Origin of the sequence: Actinoplanes sp. NPDC089786 (assembly GCF_040684855.1) — a bacterium.
Taxonomy (GTDB): Bacteria; Actinomycetota; Actinomycetes; order Mycobacteriales; family Micromonosporaceae; genus Actinoplanes.
This window is the reverse complement of sequence record NZ_JBFBGU010000001.1, coordinates 760,649-782,219: the sequence shown is the minus strand read 5'-3', so window position 1 is coordinate 782,219 and position 21,571 is coordinate 760,649. Positions and strand designations below refer to the sequence as shown.

At 71.2% G+C, this 21,571-nt stretch carries 22 protein-coding genes; 15 read left to right on the top strand and 7 right to left on the bottom strand.

Annotated elements, in window-relative coordinates; genetic code table 11:
• The first annotated feature begins 1 nt into the window (after position 1).
• The 6 genes from AB0O15_RS03755 (at position 2) to AB0O15_RS03730 (ending at position 5,396) form a co-directional block, all read left to right on the top strand.
• Positions 2 to 397: a flagellar basal body rod C-terminal domain-containing protein gene (locus tag AB0O15_RS03755; RefSeq protein ID WP_364313579.1), complete on the top strand. Its 396-nt coding sequence runs from the start codon at positions 2 to 4 to the stop codon at positions 395 to 397.
• Positions 398 to 399: 2 nt separating this feature from the next.
• The gene (gene fliE / locus AB0O15_RS03750) at positions 400 to 747 is read left to right on the top strand and encodes a flagellar hook-basal body complex protein FliE (protein WP_364313577.1); all 348 of its coding nucleotides are present in this window, start codon (positions 400 to 402) and stop codon (positions 745 to 747) included.
• A 4-nt stretch (positions 748 to 751) separates the two neighbouring features.
• The gene (gene fliF, locus AB0O15_RS03745) at positions 752 to 2,359 is read left to right on the top strand and encodes a flagellar basal-body MS-ring/collar protein FliF (RefSeq protein ID WP_364313574.1); all 1,608 of its coding nucleotides are present in this window, start codon (positions 752 to 754) and stop codon (positions 2,357 to 2,359) included.
• A gap of 76 nt (positions 2,360 to 2,435) precedes the next feature.
• Positions 2,436 to 3,431: a flagellar motor switch protein FliG gene (fliG, locus tag AB0O15_RS03740; protein WP_364313571.1), complete on the top strand. Its 996-nt coding sequence runs from the start codon at positions 2,436 to 2,438 to the stop codon at positions 3,429 to 3,431.
• Positions 3,424 to 4,092, top strand: coding sequence for a FliH/SctL family protein (locus tag AB0O15_RS03735; RefSeq protein WP_364313568.1), 669 nt, complete (start codon positions 3,424 to 3,426; stop codon positions 4,090 to 4,092). The genes fliG and AB0O15_RS03735 overlap by 8 nt, the downstream gene beginning before the upstream one ends.
• Entirely contained in the window at positions 4,089 to 5,396 is a 1,308-nt protein-coding gene (locus tag AB0O15_RS03730) for a FliI/YscN family ATPase (protein WP_364313565.1), read from the top strand. Before AB0O15_RS03735 ends, AB0O15_RS03730 begins: the two co-directional genes overlap by 4 nt.
• Positions 5,397 to 5,576: 180 nt before the next feature.
• Here AB0O15_RS03730 and AB0O15_RS03725 read toward each other — a convergent pair whose 3' ends face one another.
• From AB0O15_RS03725 to AB0O15_RS03715, 3 genes are read right to left on the bottom strand one after another with little or no spacing between them, the layout of a single operon-like run.
• The gene (locus tag AB0O15_RS03725) at positions 5,577 to 7,613 is read right to left on the bottom strand and encodes a flagellar hook-length control protein FliK (RefSeq protein ID WP_364313563.1); all 2,037 of its coding nucleotides are present in this window, start codon (positions 7,611 to 7,613) and stop codon (positions 5,577 to 5,579) included.
• A gap of 17 nt (positions 7,614 to 7,630) precedes the next feature.
• Positions 7,631 to 8,608, bottom strand: coding sequence for a transglycosylase SLT domain-containing protein (locus AB0O15_RS03720; RefSeq protein ID WP_364313561.1), 978 nt, complete (start codon positions 8,606 to 8,608; stop codon positions 7,631 to 7,633).
• Positions 8,605 to 9,252 (bottom strand): hypothetical protein, encoded by a 648-nt coding sequence (locus AB0O15_RS03715; protein ID WP_364313559.1) that lies wholly within the window; start codon positions 9,250 to 9,252, stop codon positions 8,605 to 8,607. The genes AB0O15_RS03720 and AB0O15_RS03715 overlap by 4 nt, the downstream gene beginning before the upstream one ends.
• A gap of 179 nt (positions 9,253 to 9,431) precedes the next feature.
• Between AB0O15_RS03715 and AB0O15_RS03710 the strand changes: the two genes are divergently transcribed.
• Positions 9,432 to 10,094 carry an MBL fold metallo-hydrolase gene (locus AB0O15_RS03710; protein WP_364313556.1) on the top strand — a complete coding sequence of 221 codons (663 nt, stop codon included), beginning with the start codon at positions 9,432 to 9,434 and terminating at the stop codon, positions 10,092 to 10,094.
• 11 nt (positions 10,095 to 10,105) lie between these two features.
• Here the strand turns inward: AB0O15_RS03710 and AB0O15_RS03705 are convergent, their stop codons facing one another.
• The 4 genes from AB0O15_RS03705 to AB0O15_RS03690 form a co-directional block, all read right to left on the bottom strand.
• Positions 10,106 to 10,345, bottom strand: a complete 240-nt coding sequence (locus AB0O15_RS03705; protein WP_364313554.1) for a hypothetical protein — start codon at positions 10,343 to 10,345, stop codon at positions 10,106 to 10,108.
• Positions 10,342 to 11,931 carry a hypothetical protein gene (locus tag AB0O15_RS03700; RefSeq protein ID WP_364313551.1) on the bottom strand — a complete coding sequence of 530 codons (1,590 nt, stop codon included), beginning with the start codon at positions 11,929 to 11,931 and terminating at the stop codon, positions 10,342 to 10,344. Before AB0O15_RS03700 ends, AB0O15_RS03705 begins: the two co-directional genes overlap by 4 nt.
• Positions 11,921 to 13,966 carry a flagellar biosynthesis protein FlhA gene (locus AB0O15_RS03695; protein WP_364313548.1) on the bottom strand — a complete coding sequence of 682 codons (2,046 nt, stop codon included), beginning with the start codon at positions 13,964 to 13,966 and terminating at the stop codon, positions 11,921 to 11,923. Before AB0O15_RS03695 ends, AB0O15_RS03700 begins: the two co-directional genes overlap by 11 nt.
• A 61-nt stretch (positions 13,967 to 14,027) precedes the next feature.
• On the bottom strand, positions 14,028 to 15,116 hold the full coding sequence (locus AB0O15_RS03690; RefSeq protein WP_364313546.1) for an EscU/YscU/HrcU family type III secretion system export apparatus switch protein: 1,089 nt from the start codon (positions 15,114 to 15,116) through the stop codon (positions 14,028 to 14,030).
• Between the two features lie 104 nt (positions 15,117 to 15,220).
• Between AB0O15_RS03690 and AB0O15_RS03685 the strand changes: the two genes are divergently transcribed.
• From AB0O15_RS03685 to fliN, 8 genes are all read left to right on the top strand, one after another.
• Positions 15,221 to 15,697 carry a flagellar hook capping FlgD N-terminal domain-containing protein gene (locus AB0O15_RS03685; RefSeq protein ID WP_364313543.1) on the top strand — a complete coding sequence of 159 codons (477 nt, stop codon included), beginning with the start codon at positions 15,221 to 15,223 and terminating at the stop codon, positions 15,695 to 15,697.
• Positions 15,698 to 15,700: 3 nt separating this feature from the next.
• A complete protein-coding gene (locus AB0O15_RS03680; RefSeq protein ID WP_364313540.1) occupies positions 15,701 to 16,894 on the top strand; it encodes a flagellar hook protein FlgE in 1,194 nt (397 codons plus the stop codon).
• Positions 16,895 to 17,096: 202 nt separating this feature from the next.
• The gene (locus AB0O15_RS03675; protein ID WP_364313538.1) at positions 17,097 to 17,372 is read left to right on the top strand and encodes a flagellar FlbD family protein; all 276 of its coding nucleotides are present in this window, start codon (positions 17,097 to 17,099) and stop codon (positions 17,370 to 17,372) included.
• The gene (locus tag AB0O15_RS03670; RefSeq protein WP_364313535.1) at positions 17,372 to 18,163 is read left to right on the top strand and encodes a flagellar motor protein; all 792 of its coding nucleotides are present in this window, start codon (positions 17,372 to 17,374) and stop codon (positions 18,161 to 18,163) included. The genes AB0O15_RS03675 and AB0O15_RS03670 overlap by 1 nt, the downstream gene beginning before the upstream one ends.
• A gap of 75 nt (positions 18,164 to 18,238) precedes the next feature.
• Positions 18,239 to 19,231 carry a flagellar motor protein MotB gene (locus AB0O15_RS03665; protein WP_364313533.1) on the top strand — a complete coding sequence of 331 codons (993 nt, stop codon included), beginning with the start codon at positions 18,239 to 18,241 and terminating at the stop codon, positions 19,229 to 19,231.
• A 20-nt stretch (positions 19,232 to 19,251) separates the two neighbouring features.
• Positions 19,252 to 19,716: a flagellar basal body-associated FliL family protein gene (locus tag AB0O15_RS03660; RefSeq protein WP_364313531.1), complete on the top strand. Its 465-nt coding sequence runs from the start codon at positions 19,252 to 19,254 to the stop codon at positions 19,714 to 19,716.
• A 156-nt stretch (positions 19,717 to 19,872) separates the two neighbouring features.
• Positions 19,873 to 20,820 carry a flagellar motor switch protein FliM gene (locus AB0O15_RS03655; protein ID WP_364313529.1) on the top strand — a complete coding sequence of 316 codons (948 nt, stop codon included), beginning with the start codon at positions 19,873 to 19,875 and terminating at the stop codon, positions 20,818 to 20,820.
• Positions 20,817 to 21,569, top strand: coding sequence for a flagellar motor switch protein FliN (gene fliN / locus AB0O15_RS03650; protein WP_364313526.1), 753 nt, complete (start codon positions 20,817 to 20,819; stop codon positions 21,567 to 21,569). The genes AB0O15_RS03655 and fliN overlap by 4 nt, the downstream gene beginning before the upstream one ends.
• Positions 21,570 to 21,571 lie beyond the last annotated feature (2 nt).

Below are 21,571 nucleotides of genomic sequence, written 5' to 3'. Positions count from 1 at the left end.
GATGAGCACCTTCAACGCGATCGGCGTGGCCGCCAGCGGCGTCACGGTCTACCGCAAGTGGCTGGACGCCGTCTCGGACAACATCGCCAACATCGACAACGTCACCCGGACCTCGGAGAACGCCTTCCAGGCCCGGTACGTGGTGGCCCAGGAGGCCCAGGACGGCAACGGCGCCCAGGTCGGCGGCATCGCGTTGGGCAGCGCCGAGGGCAAGCTGACCTACGAGCCGGACAACCCGCTGGCCGATACCGAGGGGTACGTCCGCCGGCCGGACATCGACCTCGGCAGCCAGATGGCCCAGATGATCATGGCGCAGCGCGCGTACCAGGCGAACCTGTCTGTGGTCGACCGCGCCCGTGACTCGTACACCGCGGCGATCAACCTCGGGAAGGCCTGATCATGACCTCTCCGATCAGCGCGATCAGCGGATTCTCGGGGATCAGCCCGATGGACGCGCTCAGCAAGGTCACCGAGATCGGCAAGACCGCGGGCGCCTCGGGCGCCGAAGCCGCCGAATCCACCTCCGGCACCGACTTCGCCGGCATGTTGTCCTCCGGCCTGGAGAGCGTCCAGGCCGCTCAGACGAAGGCGTCCGACCTGGCCACGCAGGTCGCCAACGGCACGCTCGCCGACCCGGCGCAGTACACCATGGCCTCGACCGAGGCCGCGCTCGGTCTCCAGCTGACCATGGCGGTCCGGAACAAGGCCCTGGAGGCTTTCCAGGAGATCATGAGAATGCAGGCCTGACGTCATGACGGACCGTCTCCCCGCGCCCGTCCGCAAGGTCAGCGACGCCTTCAAGTCCTTCACCCCGGGACAGAAGGCCGTCACGATCTTCGCGGTCGTCGCCCTCGCCGTCGGCGGCTACTTCTTCGCCACCTGGGCGTCCAAGCCGTCGTACGCCGCCCTGTTCAGCAACCTGTCGAGCAAGGACGCGAGCGCGATCGTCGAGTCGCTCCAGAAGACCGGAACACCGTACGAGCTGGCCAACGGCGGCCAGACCATCATGGTGCCCCAGGACCAGGTCTACGACCTGCGGCTGTCGCTGTCCGGCGAAGGCCTGCCCGGGGAGTCGGACACCGGTTACGCGCTGCTCGACCAGCAGGGCATCACCACCAGCGACTTCATGCAGCACACCAACTACCAGCGCGCGCTCGAGGGCGAGCTGTCCAACACCATCAAGTCGATCGACGGCGTCGAGGCCGCCACCGTGCACCTGGTCATCCCGCAGAAGGACGTCTTCGCCGACGACCAGAACAAGACCACGGCCTCCGTCCTGGTCCAGTCCTCGGCCAGCAAGCCGCTCTCCAACCAGCAGGTGCAGGCGATCGTCAACCTGGTCGCCTCCAGCGTCGAGGGCCTCGACCCGACCCAGGTCACGGTGGCCGGCGCGGACGGCAAGATCCTCTCCACCGGCGGCGGCGCCGCGGTGGCGACCGGCGGCGACAGCGGCGCCGACTCGCAGACCGTGGCCTACCAGAACCGGCTCAACACCTCGCTGCAGAACATGCTGGACAGCGTGGTCGGACCGGGCAACGCCGTGGTCACCACGACCGCCGAGCTCGACTTCGACCAGACCTCCACGACATCCCGCCAGTACACCTCGGACCCGTCCGTGGCGGCGCTGTCCGAGCAGATCAGCCGCGAGGCGTACAACGGCGACGACGGCAAGGGGCAGGGCGGCGTGCTCGGCCCGGACAACATCCAGGTCCCCAACGGCAACACCAGCACCAGCGCCGCCGGCCAGTACGAGAACACCCAGCAGACCCGCAACAACGCGGTGAACCAGGTCGACGAGGTCCGCAAGAGCGCGCCCGGCGGCGTGAAGAAGCTGTCGGTGGCCGTGCTGCTCAACGCGACCACGGCCGGGACCGTCGACTCGGCCCAGGTGCAGCAGCTGGTCAGCACGGCCGCCGGCATCGACGCGACCCGCGGCGACTCGGTGGCGATCGCGGCCATGCCGTTCGACACCAGCGCCGCCGAAGCGGCCAAGAAGGAGCTCGCCGAGTCGTCCGCCGCGGCCACCGCCGACAAGCAGCAGTCGCTGGTCAAGACGGCCGCGCTCGCCCTGGTCGTCCTGCTCCTGCTGTTATTCGCCTGGCGGGCCAGCCGCCGCGCCAGGAAGCGCAAGTCGCTGAGCCCGTCCGAGCTCGCCCACCTGGAGCAGATGCAGGCCGCCCTGGAGGCGCAGAGGCTGGCCGAGCTGAACGCCGTCATCCCCGGCCCGGCCATCGAGGCGGTGCCCGACCGGCAGCAGGAAGAGGTCGACGGGCGGCAGCGCGAGATCGAGCAGATGGTCGAGGACCAGCCCGAGGAGATGGCCTCCCTGCTGCGCGGCTGGCTGGGCGCGGGCCGCTGACCTTGGAGTTCCTGGCATCACCCCCGCGGTTTGAGGAAGGACCACGTTGACCACACCGGCATTGAGCACGACGTCGATGACTGGCCTGCGCAAGGCCGCGATCCTGCTGGTGCGGATGGGCAAGGAGTACTCCACCCGGGTTCTCGCCGCGCTCAGCGAGGGCGAGGTCGAGGAGCTGTCCGCGGAGATCGCCCGGCTGGGCAAGCTGGAGCCCGACGTGGTGGGCGACGTCATCGACGAGTTCTACGCGATGGCCACCACCAAGCACGCCGGCGCCGGCGGCCTGCAGTACGCCCGGGAGCTGCTCGAAGCGTCCCTGGGCTCCGAACGGGCCAACCTGATCCTGGACCGGCTCCAGGCCTCCATGACCGACATGCCGTTCAACTTCCTCAGCCACGCCGACCCACGGCAGGTGCTCTCCTACGTGCAGTACGAGCACCCGCAGACGATCGCGCTCGTGCTGGCGCACGTACCCTCGGCCCTCGCCTCCTCGATCCTCTCCGGCCTCGCGCCGGAGGTCCAGAGCGACGTGGCGCACCGCATCGCGGTGATGGACCGCACCTCACCGGACGTGATCCGCCAGGTCGAGCTGGCGTTGCAGCGCAAGCTGTCCACCGTGCTCCAGCCCGACGAGCTGTCCACCGTCGGCGGCCTGCAACCGCTGGTCGACATCATCAACCGCGCCGACCGCACCACCGAGCGGCTCATCCTGGAGGCGCTGGAGGCGCGCAACCCGGAGATCGCCGAGGAGATCCGCCGGCGGATGTTCATGTTCGAGGACATCATCAACCTCGACGACCGCTCGATCCAGCTGGTGCTGCGCCAGGTGGAGCCGTCCGACCTGGCCACCGCGCTCAAGGGCGTCGGCGAGGACGTCCGCGAGAAGGTCACCGGCAACCTGTCCGAACGCGGCCGGGACAACCTGCTCGAGGAGATCGACCTCCTCGGCCCGGTCAAGGTCAAGATGGTCGAGGAGTCGCAGCAGAAGATCGTCTCGGTGATCCGCGCGCTGGAGGACTCCGGCCAGATCGAGATCCAGCGCGGCGGCGAGCAGGAGGAACTCATTGCCTGACGAGCGCCCGTCCGTGCTGCGTGGCAACGTCGCCGAATCGGCGGCGGCCGCGCGGTTCGGCACGGACCTGCGCCGAGAGCCGCCGATGGACAGCGCTCCGGTGGAGAAGGCCAAACAACAGGCCCGGACCGCCGGGTACGCCGAGGGCTGGGCGCAGGGCCAGCGAGCCGCCGCCCTGGAGGCCGAAGCCGCCGCGGAACGGGCGCGCGCCCTGGAGAACGCGCACGAGCAGCGCCGGGCGGCCGCGCTCAGCCAGGCCGTGAACGCGCTCGGCCGCGCCGTGACCGGGCTGGAGACCCAGCTCATGCCCACCCTGCACGAGCTGCAAGAGGCGGTGCTGGCACACGCCTTCGAACTGGCCGAGGCCATCGTCGGGCGCACCCTGGACGACCCCGAGCACCGCGGCGCCGACGCCCTGCGCCGGGCCATGGCGGCCGCCCCCGACCAGGGCGAGATCGTGGTCAACCTGCACCCCGACGACTATCGGAACCTGGTCGGCGGCTCCGGCCAGGCCGACCACAACTACGCCGGACGGGCCGTCCACCTGCGACCCGACCCGGCGCTACGGCCCGGCGACGCCATCGCCGAGACCGGCTCCACCACCGTCGACGCGTCCATCGCCGCGGCGGTCCACCGTGCCCGGGAGGCCCTGCGGCTGTGAGCGACCTGTTCCGCGCGCGCGTCGACGCCGCGCTCTCCGCCGCCCGCCCGCTCTCCCGCGGCCGGGTCACCGGCGCCGTCGGCCTCCGGGTCACCGTCGGCGGCCTCGAGGCCCGCGTCGGCGAACTGCTCGAGATCGGCGAAGGCCCGTCCTCGGTGTACGCCGAGGTGGCCGCCCTGGACGGCGACCGCCTGTCCTGCCTCCCACTCGGCCCGATCGCCGGCCTCGGCACCGGCCAGCCCGTGGTCAGCACCGGCGGACCCCTGCGCGTGGCGGTCGGCCCCGACCTGCGCGGCCGGATCCTGGACGGGCTCGGCCGCCCGATGGACGGCGGCCCGCCGCTGCGCGGAGACCTGGTGAGCATCGACGCCGCGCCACCGTCCGCGATGGAGCGCCAGCTGGTCGACGCGCCGATGTCGCTGGGCGTACGGGTGCTCGACACGCTCGTACCCTGCGGCCGCGGCCAGCGCATCGGCATCTTCGCCGGCTCCGGCGTCGGCAAGAGCACGCTGATGAGCATGATCACCCGCGGCACGTCGGCCGAGCTCAACGTGGTCGCCCTGGTCGGCGAGCGCGGCCGCGAGGTGCGCGAGTTCATCGAACACGACCTGGGCCCCGAAGGCCTGGCCCGCTCGGTGGTGGTGATCGCCACCTCCGACACCCCTCCGCTGGTACGCCTGCGCGCCGGCGCCGTGGCCACCCGGATCGCCGAGTACTACCGCGACGAGGGCCAGGACGTGCTCCTCATGATGGACAGCGTGACCCGCGCGGCCATGGCCCAGCGCGAGGTCGGCCTGTCCGTCGGCGAACCACCCGCCACCCGCGGCTACCCGCCGTCGGTCTTCGCGATGCTGGCCGGCCTGCTGGAACGGGCCGGCCCCGGCGCCCGCGGCAGCATCACCGGCCTCTACACCGTCCTGGTCGAGGGCGACGACCACAACGAGCCCATCGCCGACGCCGCGCGCTCCATCCTGGACGGTCACGTCGTCCTCGACCGCAAGCTGGCCACCGCCGGCCACTTCCCCAGCATCCAGGCCCTGGACTCGATCTCCCGGGTGGCCAACAAGATCACCACGCCCCAGCAGAAGTCGGACGCCACCGAACTACGCCGGATGATGGCCGCCCACCGCGAGGTGCGCGAACTCGTGGAGATCGGCGCCTACGTCCCCGGCACCAACCCTGAGGCCGACCGGGCCACCGCGGTGTGGCCCCAGATCACCGACTTCCTGCGCCAGGGCCTCGACGAGCGGGTGACCGCCGACGAGGCCTGGGACGCCTTGCGCCAGCTGATCGCCGCCAGCTGACCGCCGCGCCCGCCGCCCCTGGCCCGCCCCCAGCCCGCGAGGGCCCCTCTGCTCTGCGCACTCATACTCACCCCCCTTCCCAGCTGCGGAAATGCGATGCCGATCGCTCCCGCATCGGCGCGGCGTCCGATTGGTGGCGGTATCGACGGGGTGCGTATAGGTGCGCAGAGCAAAGGGGCGTCAGGCTTGGATGTCGAGTCGGCCGTCGTCGGGGGCCGGGCGCGTCGGCGTGGGGGCGGGCGCGTCGGCCGGAGCGGGCGCTGACGCCCCGCCGCCGGAGCCACCGCCGCCGGGGCGGCCCTGGTCCATGAAGGCGAACTGCTGGCGCGCCTGATCCTGCTGGTTCGGGCCCTGGCGCAGGTCGAGGTTGGTGTTGCCGAAACCGGACTGCTCCAGTTCGCGGCGCAGGTCGTCCATGGCGTTGCGCAGGGCGTCGTTGCCGGCGTCGGTCGAGCCGGAGAGCTGGACGTTGATCTGGCCGTTGCGGATCTCGGCCACGACCTGGACCGGGCCCAGATCGGCGGGGTGCAGGTTGACGGTCAGGCGGTGGATGCCGTCGGCCTCCAGGCGCAGCGGGGCGATGCGCATCGCCACCTGGGTGGCGGGGCTGCCGGGGACGGGGACGTGGGGTGGTGGGGCGGCGGGGGCGGTTGGGACGGTGGGGGCCGCGGGCGCGGTGGGTGCGGTTGGTGCGGCTGCGGTGATTCCGGGTACGCCGGCCGTCGTGTCCGCCTGGGCGGCCAGGTCGGCCTGGAAACTGGCGGGTGTGGGCGTGGCGCTGGGGATGCCTTCGGTGGGGGACGCGGCGGACGGGTCGGTCAGCGCGGCGGCGGCCACTGCGGCGCCGGCCTGGGGACTGACGCCCTGGGCGGCCTGCGGTGAGGTGGTCTGTGCGGCGGCAGCGGTGGACTCGGCGGTGACGGGCGGTGTGGCCCCTGCGGCTGAGGGCGCGGAGGGTGCGGAGGCTGATGCGGTGGGGGGCTGGGCGGCAGGTGCCTCTGCGGCGGCGGGCCCGGTGGCCGACGGTGGTGTGGTGGGGGCCTGGGTGGATGCGCCTTGCGGGGCTGGGGTTGCGGCGAGGCCGGGGGCGCGGGCGGCGTCGGCGGTGACCGGGGTGAGGCCCGCGATGGACGCGCCGGCGGGTGTGCGGCCGGCGACGGACTGGGCGGCGGGTGCGAGGCCGGCGGTGGACTGACCGGTCGGGGTCGCGCCGGCGGTGGACGGGGCCGTCGGTGCGGTGGTGCCAGGTGCGCCCGGTCCGGCTGGAGCGATCGGTCCGCCCTGGACGGGGGTGTCCGGCATCGGGGTGGTCGCTCTCGGCGTGCCGTCGGCGGTGGGCTGATCGGTGGGCAGGGCGGAGACTGCCGCGGTGGCCGGCGCGGCGCCGGGGGCGGCCGCGCCGGACGCCTCGACGCCTTCCACGGCGGCGCCCGCTGGGGTCGCGACGGAGGCGGCGGGGGCCGCGGTGGCTTGAGCCTGGGTCGCGGCCTGGGCGGCCTGGGCGGCCTGGGCGGCCTGGGCGGCCTGGGCGGCCTGGGAAGCCTCGGCGGCCTCGGTGCTTGCCGGCTCGGTCGCGGACGGTGAGCTGGAAGGTGAGGCGGGGTGGGAGCGGTCGGCTGTGGTTCGCTGGGCCGCGGCCCGGGCCTGTGAACGTTCGGCGGCGGCCTGCCGGGCCTCGGACTGGCCGGCCGCCCGGTCGGCGCCGGTCCGGTCGTGGTGCGGCGGCGCCGCCCGGTGCTCCTGGGCCGACGCCCGGTCGGCGGCGCGATCGGCTGCGGCGGCACGGCCGGCGAGGGCCCGATCGGCGGCTACCCCACGGTCGACGGCCCGGTTCGCCGCGGCGCGGCCGGACGCGCGGTCGGTCGCGGCGCGGTCGGCCAGGGAGCGGCTGGTGGTGGCCCGCTCGGCCGCGGCACGATCGGCTACCGCGCGGTCCGCGGCCGAACGGTCGGCGGTGCGGCCGGGGGCGGTGCGGGTGGTGGTGTTGCGGTCGCGGGCGGCCTGGAGCTGGGCGTTGGTGTACTGGGCGGCCTGGTTGCGGGCGAAACGGTCCTGGGTCTGGCGGTTGCGTTCGGTGTCGGGGCGGGAGAGTTCGGCCGACAGGGCCGTGCCGAACTCCTCGCCGCCGCTCTCGCTGGTGCGGGCGGACGCGCCTCGGCGGGTGACATCGGCGGCCGGACGGCGGTCCGGACCGGTGACGGAGCCCGGCGTATTCATAAGGTTCTCCTCGGAAATCAGCCGCCCAGGGCGGCGAGCGCCTTCTGCACCTTCGGCACGTAGGCCTGGGTCTCGGCGAACGGCGGGATGCCGCCGTACTTGTGCACCGCCCCGCCGCCCGCGTTGTAGGCCGCGAGCGCCAGCGGCAGCGACCTGAACTCCTTCAGGTTGCGGGACAGCAGCTTGGCCGCGCCGTTGATCGCTTGTTCCGGGTCGAACGAGTTGTGTACGCCCAGACCCTTGGCCGTGCCGGGCATCAGCTGCATGAGGCCCTGCGCCCCGGCCGGACTGACCGCCTTCGGGTTGTAGCCCGACTCCACCTTGGCCACGGCGGCGAGCAGCTTCGGCGAGACGCCGTACTTGGCGCCGGCCTTGGCGAACAGATCGCCGTACGGGACACCGGACAGCTGGCCGGAGCTCTGCAGGCTGGCCGGGCGGACCGTGGCGGCGGCGTTCAGCCCGGTGGCCCCGGCGGCGGCCTCGGTGCCGACCACCCGGCGGATGTGCGTCGGGGTCTCGTACACCGACTGGATCTTGACGTGGTCGCCGGGTTTGGGGGCGGCGATCATCTTGTTGCCGCCCAGGTAGATGGCCACGTGGTCGACCGGCGAGTCGAAGGCCAGGATGTCGCCCGGCTTGGCCTCCTTGAGGCTCTTCACCTCGGTGCCCGACTTGGCCTGCTGCCACGAGTTCCGGGGCAGTTCGATGCCGAGGTCCTGGTACGCCCGCTGCACCAGCCCCGAGCAGTCCAGCCCCTTGCTCGGGTCGGTGCTGCCGAACACGTACTTGGTGCCCAGGTACTTCTTGGCGGACGTGACGATCTGGTCGCCGGTGACCCCGCCCTTGGTGCCGCCCGACGAGGTGGCGTCGGCGAGCGCGCTCGCGAACCCGGTGCGGTTGGCGGCCGTGGTGGCGGTGTTCGCGGTCGGCGTCAGCCCGAGCTGCGACTGCAACTCGGAGATCCGGGAGAGGACTCCCGTGACACCCATCGTCATGTGGGCTCCGACGGCGAAGGCTCGGCCTTGCGCACCGCCTCGGCCAGGTCCCCCCGGCGGGCGGCGATCGCCTGGGCGGCGTCGGCGAGGTCGAGCGGCTGGGTGCGGGTGGCGTGCACGGCGAGCGCGGCGTCCCGGCTCACGGCCTCCCGGTCGGCGGCCGTGCCGGCCCCCGTACGCAACAGGTTGGCCCTTTCCTCGGACTGACCGTCCAGTCCGCGGGCGGCGTTGCGGGCCTTCATGGTGACCGCCAGCTCGTCGAGGTTGGCCTGGTCGACCTTGAGATCGTGGGAGCGGACCGTGTCGGCGTGCCGCTCGGCCATCATCTCCACCGCACGCCGGCGCTTGGCCGCGTCGGCGAGCTCGGCCACCCTCTCCCGGGTGACCTCCTCGGCGTCGGCGACCATCCGGTGGGCGTTGGTCAGGCTCTGCGCCAGCGACTGCCGGGCGACCATGGACGCGACCATGGCCCGCGCGGTCCCCTCGGTGGGCGCGTCGGCGCCGGTCAGGTCGAGTGCACGCCGCTTGGCCAGCTGCTGCGCCTCCCTGATCTCCCGACGGGACTGGATCACCGCGCCGCGGGCGGCGTCCTCCTGGGCCTTGCGCGCCCGTAGCACCGGCCCCAGCCGAAACAGTCGATTCACCCAATCCTCCTCGAGCCCTCATCTGCCGCATCGACCCGGAGCGCCGATCGCTGAGCGCCTGCACCCGACCTGCAACCGGCTTCGTCCCGGCCCGGGCGGTGGACCTGCTGCTCTCCGCCACGGGCGGCGCTGCCGCGCGGGAGCCGCGTCAACCTGCGCCGACGTGGGAGCATTCGCCCATGCGAGAGATCGTGGACGGGGTCTTCGAGATCAGCGTCGGCTATGTGCACGCCCACCTCGTGGTGGTCGACGACGGGGTGGTTCTGGTCGACACCGGGCTGCCCGGCCGGTCGGCCGAGTTCGGCAAGGCGCTGCGCGAGATGCGCCGGGCGATCGGCGACGTCACCGCGATCCTGCTCACCCACCGTCATCCCGATCATGTGGGCGGGCTGGCCGAGCTGCGCCGCCGGTCCGGCGCCCGGGTGATCGCCCACCGGCTGGACGCGCCGACGATCGAGGGCGCGCCGGCCCCGTCGCTGACCCCGCTCCAGCGGTTCAGTTCGAGGTTCATGAAGCCGGCCGAGGCCGCTCCGGTGGACGAGTTGCTCTCCGCCGACGGCGCGACCTCGGTGCCCGGCTTCACCGCTGTGCACACCCCGGGGCACACCGACGGCCACGTCGCCTACCTGCTCGACCGGGCCGGCGGGGTGCTCTTCGCGGGCGACGCGGCCGCGGGCGGGCGGACCGTGCGGCGCAGCCCGGGCGTGATGACCGAGGACCGGACGGTGGCCGACGAGAGCCTGCGCCGGCTGGCCGCCCTCGACTTCGAGGTGGTCGTCTTCGGCCACGGCCGCGCGGTCACCGACGGCGCCGCCGACCGCTTCCGCGCCCTGGTCGGCTGAGCAGGACGGGGTCAGGGCTGCTTCTCGCCCGGGTCCGGGGCGGGCGAAGGCGTGACCGGGGTGGCCGGCTCGTCGGTGCGGCCGTACCCGGAGGTGAGGAAGCGCAGCCCGGCCAGCAGCAGCGCCGCGATCGGCACCGCGATGAGGAAACGCACCAGCATCTCGGTGACGTCGATCTCGTCGAGGACGAAGCGGTACACCGCCGGTGCGCTCATCAGCAGCGCGAACAGCAGCACCGACCAGCGGATCATCGCGAGGATCGCACCTGCCGGCGCGGCGCGGCGACCTGGGGCGTCACGTCCGCGGCGATCCGGGCACAGAGCATCGCCGCCCAGGCGTGCGGGGTGGCCGGCTTGCCGTCCAGCGAATAGATCGGCAGGTCCAGCCCGAGCACGGTGGCCGGGTCGCTGGTCAGGTCGACGCTGTGCACCACCAGCGCCTCGACGTCGCCGAGGGCGCGCAGGTGGCGAGCGGTGTCAGCGGTCTTGCGGGTGGCGTCGACGACGGCCCACAGCGCGGTGGCGCCGATCGCGTCGCACATGTCGTTCACCCAGATCGGGTCGACCGAGCCGACCTTGGCGTCCATCACCACGACCCAGGCCGACGTGCCGTTCTGCAGCTTGTCCGCTCGGGCCGCCGCCTCCTTGGGGTTGCGCAGCACCCGCGAGGAGTGCAGCCCGGTGCCGGCCGACGAGGGGCCGGCCAGCAGCAGGTGGCTCTGGTCGATGTTGCCCTGGTCGAGCAGCTGCTTGGCGATCGGCACGGCGTAGGTCAGGTCGCCGGCCAGGACCAGGATCTCGCCGGCGCCGTCGGGCACGGCCGGTGCGGCGGGGCGGGAGGCCAGGGCGGTGAGCACCCCGGCGTACGTGTCGCCGCCGATGATCTGCGCGGCCATCGGCTCGGGCATGCCCACCGAGACCAGGTTCGCGACCACCGGATCGGTCATGGCCGGGCGCAACGCCACCTCCGTGCTCGGCGGCGGCGCCGCAGGGGTCGCCTCGGCCTCGACCTGGACCTCGGGCGAAGGCCCGGTTTCGGGCGTGGCCTCGAACGGGGTCGGCGGGGTCTTCGGCGGCGGCAGCGGCTGGGTCAGCCCGTAGGCCTCGGCCGCCGACCGGCCGGGACCGGGGGGTGGGGAAGGCGGGCGCGGGGCGGCCGGGCTCTGCGGTTGGGTCACCCCGAGGCCGCCCATCAGCTCGGCCAGGCTGGGTACGGGTGGCAGCGGCCGAAGTGGCGCGTTGACCGGCGCATCGCCGGCCGGGGCGGGCCGGAACGGCCGTACCATCGGGGTTTCCGGCTTGTCCTCCGCCTTGGGCCTCGGCGCCGGGCGACGGGGTGCGGTCGTGGCGATGTGACTGGCCGCGTCCAGTCCGGCCATGAGCTCGGCGAACGCGGCCGCGTTGTCGGAGAGATCGCGTTTGCCGGCCGCCTCGAGGTCGTCCATGCCCGCGTCCCGGCCGGCCTGACGTTCGACCGGCGGAGGCGTCGGGCGCGGCTTCAGCGGCGGCTCGTCCGGCACGATCCGGTCCTTGGCCTCGGCCCGTTCCAGCAGCTGTTCCAAAGTCTGCGCCGGTTCGTCGCGGGCGGGCGGGGCGGTCTTCGCCGGCACGGTCCGCTGCGGCGCCGGCGCGGCCGCCGGTGTTCTGCGCTGGGGCATGGTCTTCCTGTCCTCGGTGGCGTCCGGCACCTCCACGGAGAGCTCATAGTGCTGCTTCGCGAAGAAGCCGCCGAAGCCACCACTACGGACCTTGTCGGCCGAGATGATCCGCACCCCGGAGCCGTACTCCTCGCGGACCTGAGCCAGCAACGGCTCGATGGCCGGTCCCTCAAGCAGCACCCGCGTAGGCACCGTTCACCACCCCCATCGTCTCGATCTGTGCGGTGGAACCTGAGATCTCCGTGTAGGAGAGGACTTGGATCCGGCGTGCGCCGGCCTTGAGCAGCCGCATCAGGGGCAGCCGCAGTTGCGGTGAGCAGGCCAGCACCGGGGTGACGCCGGACTGCTCGGCGACCTCGATCAGCCGGCCGGCCTCGCTGACGATGGCCTCGGCGCGCATCCCGTCGATGGCCATGAACACTCCGCTCTCGCTGGGCCGCAGCGACTCGAGCAGGCCCTGTTCGAGCAGCGGGTCGAGGGTGATCACGGTGAGCCGGCCGTGCTGGGCGTACTGGGCGGCGATCGCCGGGCCGAGCGCGCTGCGGGCCGCCTCGATCAGGCCGTCGTGCTCGGTGGACATCTTGGCCCGCAACGACAGCGCCTCGAAGATCCGCACCAGGTCCCGGATCGGCACGCCCTCGTCGAGCATGCCCTGCAGCACCTTCTGCACCTGGCCGAGGCTGAGCTGGGCCGGGGTGAGCTCCTCGACCACCACCGGGTGGGTGCGCTTGACCATCTCGGTGAGCTGGCGGACGTCCTCACGCCCGAGCAGCCGGCTGGCGTTGGTGCGGACCACCTCGGCCAGGTGCGTGATGATCACCGACGCCCGGTCGACCACCGTCGCGCCGGACAGCTCGGCCTGGTAGTGCAGTTCGGCCGGCACCCACTTGCCGGCCAGCCCGAAGACCGGTTCGACGCCGGCCCGGCCGGGCAGCGCCTGCAGACCGTCGCCGATGGCCAGCACGGTTCCCGGTGGCGCCTGCCCGGTCCCGGCGTCGACGCCACTGATCCGGATCGCGTAGGAGGAGAGCGGAAGATCCAGGTCGTCCCGGGTACGCACGGGAGGCATCACCACGCCCAGCTCCAGGGCCATCTTGCGGCGCAGCGCGCGTACCCGGTCGAGAAGGTCTCCGCCGTTGGTGTCGACCAGGTCGACCAGGTCGGGTGAGAGCGCCAGCTCGAGCGGGTCCACCCGCATCTCGCCCATCAGCTGCTCGGGCGAGTCCGGCGCCGGGCGCTCGCCCTCCTCGGCCCCGACCGGCGTCTCCGGTTCGGGCTCCGGGTCCTTGATGCGCTGGGCGATGACCAGGGTGAGCACGCCGATGATCAGGAACGGGACCTTCGGCAGGCCCGGGATGACACACAGCCCGAGCGCCGCGCCACCGGCGATGCGCAGCGCCAGCTTGTTCTGGCTGAGCTGCTTGGTGACGCTGGTGCCCATGTCGCCGCTGGTGGCCGAGCGGGTGGTGATCAGACCGGTCGACACGGAGAGCAGCAGCGCCGGGATCTGCGAGACCAGGCCGTCGCCGACGGTCAGCAGGCTGTACTGGTTCATCGCGTCGGTCGGCGACATGCCCTGCTGGAGGATGCCCACGGCGAAGCCGCCGACCAGGTTGATGACGGTGATGATGATGGCCGCGATGGCGTCGCCCTTGACGAACTTGGAGCCACCGTCCATGGCGCCGTAGAAGTCGGCCTCGGCGGTCACGTCGGCGCGACGCCGCTTGGCCTCGGACTCTTCGATCAGGCCGGCGTTCAGGTCGGCGTCGATGGCCATCTGCTTGCCGGGCATGGCGTCCAGGGTGAAGCGGGCGCCGACCTCGGCCACCCGCTCGGCGCCCTTGGTGACCACGACCATCTGCACGATGATCAGGATCAGGAAGATCACCAGGCCGATGACCAGGGAGCCGCCGACCACGAAGTCGCCGAACGCGTGGATCACCTTGCCGGCGTCGCCGTCGCGCAGCACCAGCCGGGTCGCGCTGATGTTCAGGGCCAGCCGGAACAGGGTCATGACCAGCAGCAGCGCCGGGAAGACCGAGAAGTCCAGCGGCCGTTGCACGAACATCGAGACCAGCAGCACCAGCAGGGCGACGGTGATGTTCAGCGCGATGAACAGGTCGAGGAGGAAGGTCGGCAGCGGCACGACCATCATGACGATGATGCCGATGACCCCGATGGGCACGGCGAGCCTGCTGAGGTTCTTCTTTTCCACGGCCTCCTCCCCTCACCCCGAATGGTCTCTCGAAACCAGGCGTGATGTGCGGAAACTTCGCTTATGCCGGTACTGGTGTGGGGTTCGGGTTGCGATGCAAGCCGGCTGCCGACCCGCGTTTCTTCAGGCTCATCACGAACGCGAGCACCTTGGCCACCGCGCCGAAGAAGTCGGCCGGGATCTCCATGCCGACGTCGACCGCCGACTCGAGCGCCCGGGCCAGGGCGACATCCTGGACCATCGGGATCCGGTGCTCGGCGGCCAGATCCCGGATCTTGCCGGCGATCGGCCCGGTGCCCTTGGCGATCACCCGGGGCGCGCCCTTCTCGGGCTCGTAGCGCAGGGCCACCGCCACGTGGGTCGGGTTGACCAGGATCACGTCCGCGGTCGGCACGTCGGCCATCTGCCGGTTCCGGGCCATCGCCATCTGCCGCTGGCGGATCGCGGCCTTCACGTGCGGATCGCCGTCGGTGTTCTTGTTCTCCTGCTTGACCTCTTCCTTGGTCATCCGGAGCTGCTTGTTGGTCCGCCGCCGCACCACGAAGTAGTCGGCCGCGGCCATCACGATGCCGGCCACCGACGCCGACCGGATCAGCGTCAGCACCGCCTGGTTGATCACGCCGAGCAGGGAACCGAGCTGGAGCCGGCCGGCGGTCATCAGCAGCGGCACGATGTTCTTCATCGTCAGGTACAGCACGGCGGCCAGCACCCCGGTCTTGACCAGCGCCTTGGTGCCCTCCCAGAGCGACTGCGGCCCGAACATCTTCTTGATGCCGGGCAGCGGGTTCAACCGGTTGAACTTCGGGATGAAGAGCTTGGTGGCGACCCGGATGCCGCCCTGCGCCCCGGCCGAGGCGATGCCCACCGCCATCATGGTCAGCGCCAGCGGCAGTACCGCCCAGCCGGCGCTCATCAGGCCGTCCTTCATGATGCCGAGGGCGACGGCCGGATCCGGGTCCTGGATCACGTCGGGGATCCTGGCCATCAGCTCACGGGCGTGGTCCATCGCCGAGCCGAGCGTCCGGGGGAGCATGATGCTCGCCGCCAGCATGCCGAACCAGGCGCCCACGTCCTGGCTGCGCCCGATCTGGCCCTCCTGCTTGGCCTTCTTGAGTTTTTGCGCGGTGGGTTGTTCGGTCTTCTCGCTCACGGCCTACTCTCACCTCCCTCACCTCCGGTGATCCTCGCCTAAGCGGATCGCGCGGGCGGCCGAAAACCAGTGAGTAGGGGCCGTCAACGTCCAGGGGAGAGACCATGACCTCACCAATCGGTGGGAACGTCAGCCGGGATTACGACGCCGCGGGCCTTCAGTCCACGTCGCTGTACACCAACAAGACGAACACGGACGCCGGCGGCGCCAAGAAGCTCGGCGACCAGGACACCTTCCTCAAGCTCCTGGTGGCCCAGCTGAAGTACCAGGATCCGAGCAACCCGGCCGACTCGACCCAGTTCCTCGCGCAGACGGCCCAGTTCACCCAGGTGGAGAAGCTCGGCGAGATCGCCGACATGCTCTCCGCCCAGCAGCTGATCGGCGCGAGCTCGCTGGTCGGCCGCACGGTCACGTACAAGGACGCCGACGGCATGGACCACACCGGCGTCGTGACGAAGACCAAGCTCAACGGCGACAGCGGCCCGACCCTCACGGTCGGGAACATGGATGTGGAGCTGTCGAAGGTCACGGAAGTCCAGGAAACCTCCGACCCTGCCACCTCCACCACGAAGGAAGCCTGACCTATGCTGCGTTCCCTCTTCTCCGGCATCAGCGGACTCCGCGCGCACCAGCAGATGATGGACGTCACCGGCAACAACATCGCCAACGTCAACACCACCGGCTACAAGTCGAGCCAGACCGTCTTCCAGGACACGCTGTCGCAGATGGTCAACGCGGCCGGCGCGCCGCAGAACCAGTCCGGCGGCACCAACCCGGCGCAGGTCGGCCTGGGCGTGCGGCTGGCCAGCATCAACGCCAACTTCGGCCAGGGCGCCGCGCAGACCACCGGCAAGTCGTCGGACATGATGATCCAGGGCGACGGCTTCTTCGTGGTGAAGAGCGGCGGCGAGTCGCTCTACACCCGGGCCGGCTCCTTCACCTTCGACGCCAACGGCTCGCTGACCAACCCGAACGGCCAGATCGTGCAGGGCTGGAGTGCCGACGGCGACGGCGAGGTCAACACCTCCGGCGCACCGGGCAACATCAAGCTGCCGATCGGCATCAGCCTGAAGCCCGAGGTCACCGAGAACATCACGCTCACCGGCAACTTCTCCAACGAGGCGGTGCTCGGCACCAAGAAGGAGATCCCGGTCAAGGTGTACGACGCCGCGGGCGCCGCGAACACCCTGGTCGTCGCCTTCGAGAAGACCGCCGACACCGAGTGGACGATGTCGCTGCCGGACGGCTCCACCAAGGCCATCACGTTCACCGACGGCAAGCCGGTCGGCGACCCGGACCCGGACACCGGCCTGGACAGCGGGAAGGTCGCGGTCGGCGACTTCACTTTCGACATCCACGACCTCACGCAGTACAGCGGCAACACCGAGGCCCGGGTGAGCAACTCGGACGGGTCCGGGGCGGGTGTGCTGAGCTCGTACACGGTGTCGAACATCGGCCAGATCGTCGGCGTCTTCTCCAACGGCCTGAAGCAGACGCTGGGCCAGGTGGCCCTGGCCAACTTCAACAACGTCAACGGCCTGGAGAAGATCGGCGACTCGATGTTCCGCAGCACGGTCAACTCCGGCCTGGCCCAGGTGGGCGCGGCCGGCTCGGCCGGGCTGGGCCTGATCACCAGCGGCGCGCTGGAGATGTCGAACGTCGACCTGGCCCAGGAGTTCACCAACCTGGTCATCGCCCAGCGCGGCTTCCAGGCCAACAGCCGGATCATCACCACCAGCGACGAGATCCTGCAGGAACTGGTCAACCTCAAGCGCTAACAGCACCAGGGTACGAGCCGGCCGAGGCCGGGGCGGGCGTAGGTGGCCGCCCCGGCTTCTGTTTGTTCAAGCACACGGCGCAGGTCGCACCCCAACGGCGACCATTGCGCGCTCATCGGCAACCGAGCCTGGGCCGATGGACAAGTTGACGGGCTACGGATGGCCCACCCAGCCGATACCTGACTGACCAAGGATGGACGTCTTGATCCTCGTAACCCGCATCAACGGAGCCGTGTTCGCACTCAACCCGGACCTGGTCGAGCGTGCCGACTGCACGCCCGACACGGTGATCACGCTGGTCGACGGCACCAAGTACGTCATCTCGGAATCCGTGCCCGAGTTCATCGACTCGGTGCGCCACTACCGCGCCTCGCTGATCGCCCAGGCGAGCCGCCTCGAGACTGAGCCCGCCACCGCGGTCTCCGACAACGTCGAGCAGGACGCCGTCGTGCTCCCGCTGCACCGGAAGGACCGCTGATGGACCTCGCAAGCATCATCGGCATCGTCGTTGCCGTCGTCATCGTGTTCGCCGTCCAGATCCTGGAGGGTGGCAACCCGGCCTCGATCATCCTGATCCCGTCGATGCTCCTGGTCTTCGGTGGCGCGTTCATGGCCGCCATGGCCGGCGGCGTGATGAAGGACGCGATCGGCATCGGCAAGCTGTTCCAGAAGGCGCTGCTGGCCAAGGTCGCGCCGCCGACCAAGCTGGTCGACGAGGTCGTCAAGCTGGCCGAGCGGGCCCGCCGCGAAGGCCTGCTGGCCCTCGAGGACGCGGTCAAGACCGTCGAGCACCCGTTCCTCAAGCGCGGCCTGCAGCTGGCCATCGACGGCACCGACCCGGAGGAGCTGCACGACATCCTCCACGCGGAGATCGGCGCCAAGAAGAAGGCCGACAAGGCCGGCAAGAAGATCTTCGAGAACATGGGCGGGTACGCGCCGACCGTCGGCATCATCGGCACGGTCATGGGCCTGGTCCACGTGCTCGAGAACCTGGACAAGCCGGAGTCGCTCGGCCACTCGATCGCCGCGGCGTTCGTCGCCACCCTGTGGGGCGTGCTCTCGGCCAACCTGATCTTCCTGCCGATGGCCGCCCGCCTGGACCGTCTGACCGGCATCGAGGTCGACGAGATGGAGCTGGTGATCGACGGCGTGCTCGCCATCCAGGCCGGCTCCAACCCACGCCTGGTCGCCCAGAAGCTCCGTTCCCTGTTGCCGCCGGACGCCGCCGCTGCCGCGGAGGTCGCCGCATCGAACAAGAAGGCTGCGTGATCTGCGCCCGAGCGCGGCGAGGCCGGCAAGCACAGTTGAGTCGCTCCTGGCGACCGGAGCGAAGCGGAGGTTGACATGAGTAGCGGCGGGGGCAGGAAGAAGAAGGGCGGTCACGAGGAGCACGAGGAGCACGTCAACCACGAGCGCTGGCTCGTGTCGTACGCCGACATGCTCACGCTGCTGTTCGTCCTGTTCGTGGTGCTGTTCTCGATGAGCAGCGTCGACCAGAAGAAGTTCGCCGAGCTGGCGTCCGGCCTCTCCGAGGGGTTCGGCGCCCAGAGCGCGGCGTTCAGCGGCTCGGCCGCGACGCTCGACGGCTCCGGCAACTCCACCTCGGTGGTGCCGATCGACCCGGGCGCCAACCCCGGTGACGGCGGCTCCGGCACGGCCAACATGTCCCAGAAGGACAAGCAGGCCGTCGAGGCGGCGCTGCGGGCCGAGGCCCGGTCCAAGGCGTCCAAGGACGCCGAGGCGGCCACCAAGGAGGCGAAGAACCTCAAGCAGGTCGAGGAGAAGGTGACCGACGCCCTGGTCAAGGCGAAGCTGCGCGACCAGGTCAAGTTCACCATCAACGAGCGCGGGCTGGTGATCACCGTCATCACCAACGACGTGGTGTTCAACGGCAACCGCGCCGACCTGCAGGCCGGTGGCGAGAAGATCCTGGACGCGGTGGCGCCGGCCCTGGCCGAGCTGCCCAACAACATCGAGGTCGACGGGCACACCAACCAGCTCAAGGCCACGACGACGTACTACCCGAGCGGCTGGGAGCTCTCCGCGGCCCGCGCCTCGACGGTGGTGCGCTTCCTGACCGGGCACGGCCTGTCCAAGGACCGGATGAGCGCGGTCGGTTTCTCCGACACCAAGCCGCTGATCAACCCGAAGGATCCGAGGTCGGTGACGACGAACCGTCGTGTCGACGTCGTCGTCCTGACCCGGCTCACCGCGGAGCAGGCGGCGCTGCTGCCGGCCGCCGCGGGCAACGACAGCAAGCTGCACGCCGGCGCTACGACCGCCGAGGCGGCTGCCGAACAGACCACCGGAACCACGACCAGCACCACCCACGACTGAGCGAGACAGGGGGACACGAAATGGCTGAGCAGAAGACCGAAGCGGCCGAGGCGCCGAAGAAGTCCAAGAAGATGCTGATGATCATCGTCATCGCCCTGGTCGTCCTGGGCGGCGGTGGGGCGGGCGCGTTCTTCATGCTGAAGGGCGACAAGGCCGAGGCCAAGCCGGAGGCGCCGGTGAAGGGCGCCGTGGTGACCATGGAGAACGCGATCACGATCAACCTGGCCGACGCCCACTACCTCAAGCTGGCCTTCACGCTCCAGCTCACCGAGGCGGCCGGCGAGGAGGCCCCGGACATCGCCGAGGCGATCGACCTGGCGATCGACCAGTACACCGGCATGAAGGTCGGCGAGCTGGAGACCGAGAAGGGCCGCGACACGGCCAAGGCGGAGCTGCTGGAGAAGGTCGAGAAGGCGTACCTGAAGGAGGGCGAGACGGAGTCGCCGGTCATGGACATCTACTTCACCCAGTTCGTGACGCAGTAACGCGAAACGCTCAGATGGGCAGGCCGGTCACCACCGGACCTGCCCACTGCCGTGTTCCCGATTCGCCACCTGTTCGACGCCTCGCAAGCGAATCTGGAACACGGCATCTTGCGCATACCGGCACGGGTCCGGGTGAAATGGCGCGATTATGGCCATGTGACCTCCACCGCCGCGCGCCCACCGGGCAAGATGTCGCGCCGTGGCAGCGGGCCGACCCTGTACGACTTCCGCCGGCCGATCAAGCTGTCCCGCGAGCACGTGCGCTCGCTGCAGATCTGCTTCGAGACCTACGCCCGGAGCTGCGGCAACCTGCTCACCACCCGGCTGCGCGTGGTCAGCAGCGTCACCCTCGCCTCGATCGAGCAGCTGAACTACGACGAGTACGTGTCGTCGCTGTTCAACCCGACCGTGATCGCGATGGTCACGATCGACCCGCTGCCCGGCACGGTGCTGATGGAAATGGCCTCGTCGGCGGCGATGACCGCGATCGACCACATGCTCGGCGGCCCGGGCGGCGCCCAGCCGGAACGCCCGCTCACCGAGGTCGAGATGCCGCTGCTGCGCGGCCTGCTGGAACGGATGCTGGGCGAGCTGCGGTACGGGTTCGAGACCCTGGTCGACATCTCCCCCAAGCTGCGCGAGATCGAGTACAACGCCCAGTTCCTGCGGGCCCATCAGCCCAGTGACGCGGTGGTCGTCGCGTCCTTCGAAGTGAAGATCGGGACCGAGGAGTGTGTGGCCAGCATCTGCCTGCCGTACAACACGATCCTCCCGGTGCTGGAGAAGCAGGAGCACATCGAGCTGACCGCGGCCGAGCGGATGGTCCGGGACTCCTCGCAGCGCAACCTGACGGCCGGCCTCTCCTCGGCGCCGATCGACGTAGCCGTCCGATTTCAGCCCATCCGGATGCGTACGGATGACATCGTGGATCTGCGGCCCGGCGACGTCGTGCCGCTCGGCCACCCGACCAGCCTGCCGCTCGACGTCACCGTCAACGAGACGGTCTTCGCGCACGCGGTCCCCGGCAACCAGGGCGCCCGGCTCGCGTGCCTGATCGTGCCGACGCCCCATGAGGCCCCGTCGAAGGAGGTTGGCCGTCGATGACCGCGCCGACGATCACCGCACCGCAGCTCGTGCTGGCCCGGACCGCCGCCGAGGCCGCGCTGGCGGTGCTGCCGACCAGCCGCGAGCTGATGCCCGGCAAACCGGTGGCCGCGGCCGCCGACCTGCTCACCGACGGCCAGGCGATCACCGCGAAGTTCAGCGGCGCCGCCTCGGGCGAGGTGGTCGTGGTGGTGGGCCAGGACCTCGCCGACGCGCTCAAGGAGAGCCCCCTGGGTGAGCTGGACCTGACCGCGGCGGTACGCCCGGCGCTGGAGGCGGCCGCCCGCGCCTTCGGGCCCACCGTGCTCGACCCCGGCCAGCTGATGGAGCCCGGCGTGGCGCTCAGCGCGATCGCCGCCAAGCCGGACGCCGTGGCCGTGCCGCTGCTGGACGGCGGTCAGATCCGGGCCGTGGTGGCGCTCGCGCTCAGCCCCTGGCCGGCCGACGGCGAGGCCGGCGGCGGGATGGCGTCCCGGTCGCCCGGGGCGGCCGCGATCCGGGGCGGCCTGGACATGCTGCACGACGTCGAGATGGAGGTCTCGGCCGAACTGGGCCGGACCCGGATGAGCGTGCGCGAGCTGCTGTCGCTGTCCCCCGGCGCGATCGTCGAGCTCGACCGGGCCGCCGGCAGCCCGGCCGACCTGCTGGTCAACGGCCGGCTGATCGCGCGCGGCGAGGTGGTCGTGGTGGACGAGAACTTCGGCATCCGGATCACCGAGATCGTCGCGCCGGGCAGCGAACGGGAGTGACC

What these genes read in the sequence shown, in the direction of transcription:
- AB0O15_RS03755 (WP_364313579.1), top strand. Translation starts at nt 2, where the DNA reads ATGAGCACCTTCAACGCGATCGGCGTGGCCGCCAGCGGCGTCACGGTC.
- fliE (WP_364313577.1), top strand. Translation starts at nt 400, where the DNA reads ATGACCTCTCCGATCAGCGCGATCAGCGGATTCTCGGGGATCAGCCCG.
- fliF (WP_364313574.1), top strand. Translation starts at nt 752, where the DNA reads ATGACGGACCGTCTCCCCGCGCCCGTCCGCAAGGTCAGCGACGCCTTC.
- fliG (WP_364313571.1), top strand. Translation starts at nt 2,436, where the DNA reads ATGACTGGCCTGCGCAAGGCCGCGATCCTGCTGGTGCGGATGGGCAAG.
- AB0O15_RS03725 (WP_364313563.1), bottom strand. Translation starts at nt 7,613, where the DNA reads ATGAATACGCCGGGCTCCGTCACCGGTCCGGACCGCCGTCCGGCCGCC.
- AB0O15_RS03720 (WP_364313561.1), bottom strand. Translation starts at nt 8,608, where the DNA reads ATGACGATGGGTGTCACGGGAGTCCTCTCCCGGATCTCCGAGTTGCAG.
- AB0O15_RS03710 (WP_364313556.1), top strand. Translation starts at nt 9,432, where the DNA reads ATGCGAGAGATCGTGGACGGGGTCTTCGAGATCAGCGTCGGCTATGTG.
- AB0O15_RS03705 (WP_364313554.1), bottom strand. Translation starts at nt 10,345, where the DNA reads ATGATCCGCTGGTCGGTGCTGCTGTTCGCGCTGCTGATGAGCGCACCG.
- AB0O15_RS03685 (WP_364313543.1), top strand. Translation starts at nt 15,221, where the DNA reads ATGACCTCACCAATCGGTGGGAACGTCAGCCGGGATTACGACGCCGCG.
- AB0O15_RS03680 (WP_364313540.1), top strand. Translation starts at nt 15,701, where the DNA reads ATGCTGCGTTCCCTCTTCTCCGGCATCAGCGGACTCCGCGCGCACCAG.
- AB0O15_RS03670 (WP_364313535.1), top strand. Translation starts at nt 17,372, where the DNA reads ATGGACCTCGCAAGCATCATCGGCATCGTCGTTGCCGTCGTCATCGTG.
- AB0O15_RS03665 (WP_364313533.1), top strand. Translation starts at nt 18,239, where the DNA reads ATGAGTAGCGGCGGGGGCAGGAAGAAGAAGGGCGGTCACGAGGAGCAC.
- AB0O15_RS03660 (WP_364313531.1), top strand. Translation starts at nt 19,252, where the DNA reads ATGGCTGAGCAGAAGACCGAAGCGGCCGAGGCGCCGAAGAAGTCCAAG.
- fliN (WP_364313526.1), top strand. Translation starts at nt 20,817, where the DNA reads ATGACCGCGCCGACGATCACCGCACCGCAGCTCGTGCTGGCCCGGACC.